Annotated in this window: 2 protein-coding genes; both read right to left on the reverse strand. The window is 61.1% G+C overall.

The genetic code is table 11. The features are described 5' to 3' along the window. Positions 1-87: 87 nt before the first annotated feature. A complete protein-coding gene (locus EN780_RS34685; RefSeq protein WP_127393587.1) occupies positions 88-684 on the reverse strand; it encodes a hypothetical protein in 597 nt (198 codons plus the stop codon). A 167-nt stretch (positions 685-851) separates the two neighbouring features. Further along, positions 852-977, reverse strand: coding sequence for a type B 50S ribosomal protein L36 (gene ykgO, locus EN780_RS34690; protein WP_006203764.1), 126 nt, complete (start codon positions 975-977; stop codon positions 852-854). Between the last annotated feature and the right edge of the window lie 239 nt (positions 978-1,216).

A 1,216-nucleotide genomic window follows, 5' to 3' on the forward strand; every position in this document is an offset into this window, starting at 1 on the left:
TAGGGGAATAGGGGAATAGGGGAGTGTGTTCCATGAAGCACTGCCTACTGCCTTACTCCCCTATTCCCCTACTCCCCTACTCCCTTATCAGATGCCTTCGCCGGCAAGCTCTTCCGACAGCGTGCCGACCTGGTCCTGGGCGCTGCGCATCATCGGGTAGATGGCGAGCACCTTCTGCCAGGCTTCCAGCGCCGACTGCTTGTGGCCGGTTTCGGCCATGATCTGCGCCAGGCCGGACAGGGCGCCGAAATGGCGCGGCTCGAGATGCAGCGTGTGGTCGATGTCGGACATCGACTTGCCGTAGTTCTTCATCATGAAATGCAGCGTGGCGCGCCGGTTCCAGCCTTCGGCATAGGTCGGCTGCAAGGTCACCACCTGGTCGAGGAAATCGAGCGCGACGTCGTATTTCTGGTCTTCCATCGCCTTTTGCGACCATTGCATCATCAGGTCGATCGAGGCGCTGCCGGATTGCGACCATTCGCTCCAGATGCGCTGGGCAATGCGCTCGGCGGCCTTTTCATTGCGCTCGCGCTTCAGATCGGTGAACAACTGGTCGAGGCGGGCTTGCTTGGTCACAGCCACAGGCGGCGCGGCCGGATCATTCGCCCAAGCGGGCGCCAAAGCGGCCGGCAGGACAGCGCCGGACAGGCAAAGGGTCGCGAGGAATGCAAAACGAATCCGCATCGCCGGAATCTAATCCCGGACGGCGGATCGGCAAAGTGATTTTAGCGTGAAGGGGCCGGCAAGCCGGCAATACCATCATAGACGCGCGGCGTGGTCTCTATGTGCATGTCCTTGTCCCAAAACCGCTTGGCACCTTTGGGCGACATGCACTAAGCCGCGCGCAAGGCTCAGCCCTGGCGCGCCTTGTAACGCGGGGCGGTCTTGTTGATGATGTAGATGCGACCCTTGCGACGAACCAGCTGGTTGTCGCGGTGACGCGCCTTCAGCGCCTTGAGCGAATTCTTGATCTTCATGGTCTTGCCTGTTCGGTCGGGGCCCGCTGCCGGGCCGAATTTTAAAGGCGCGCCCGAAAAAGCGCGCCTCTGAACTTGCGTGGCTCATAAACGAGGAGCCTTGCCCGTGTCAACCGCAAGCGTGCTTTATGGCCGGCTGAAATCGCGGGCAATCAAATGTTCGCCATCTCCGCTGCGTGGCATTGCGCAGCCGGGGTCGGGCTGGAATGGTGCCGTCGCCTCGCAAGATGATTTGGAGA

The sequence above is a fragment of the Mesorhizobium sp. M4B.F.Ca.ET.089.01.1.1 genome (genome assembly GCF_004022605.1).
In the GTDB taxonomy this organism is placed as follows: Bacteria; Pseudomonadota; Alphaproteobacteria; order Rhizobiales; family Rhizobiaceae; genus Mesorhizobium; species Mesorhizobium abyssinicae.

Coding starts and splice junctions, on each gene's coding strand:
- EN780_RS34685 (WP_127393587.1), bottom strand. CDS start 684: ATGCGGATTCGTTTTGCATTCCTCGCGACCCTTTGCCTGTCCGGCGCT.
- ykgO (WP_006203764.1), bottom strand. CDS start 977: ATGAAGATCAAGAATTCGCTCAAGGCGCTGAAGGCGCGTCACCGCGAC.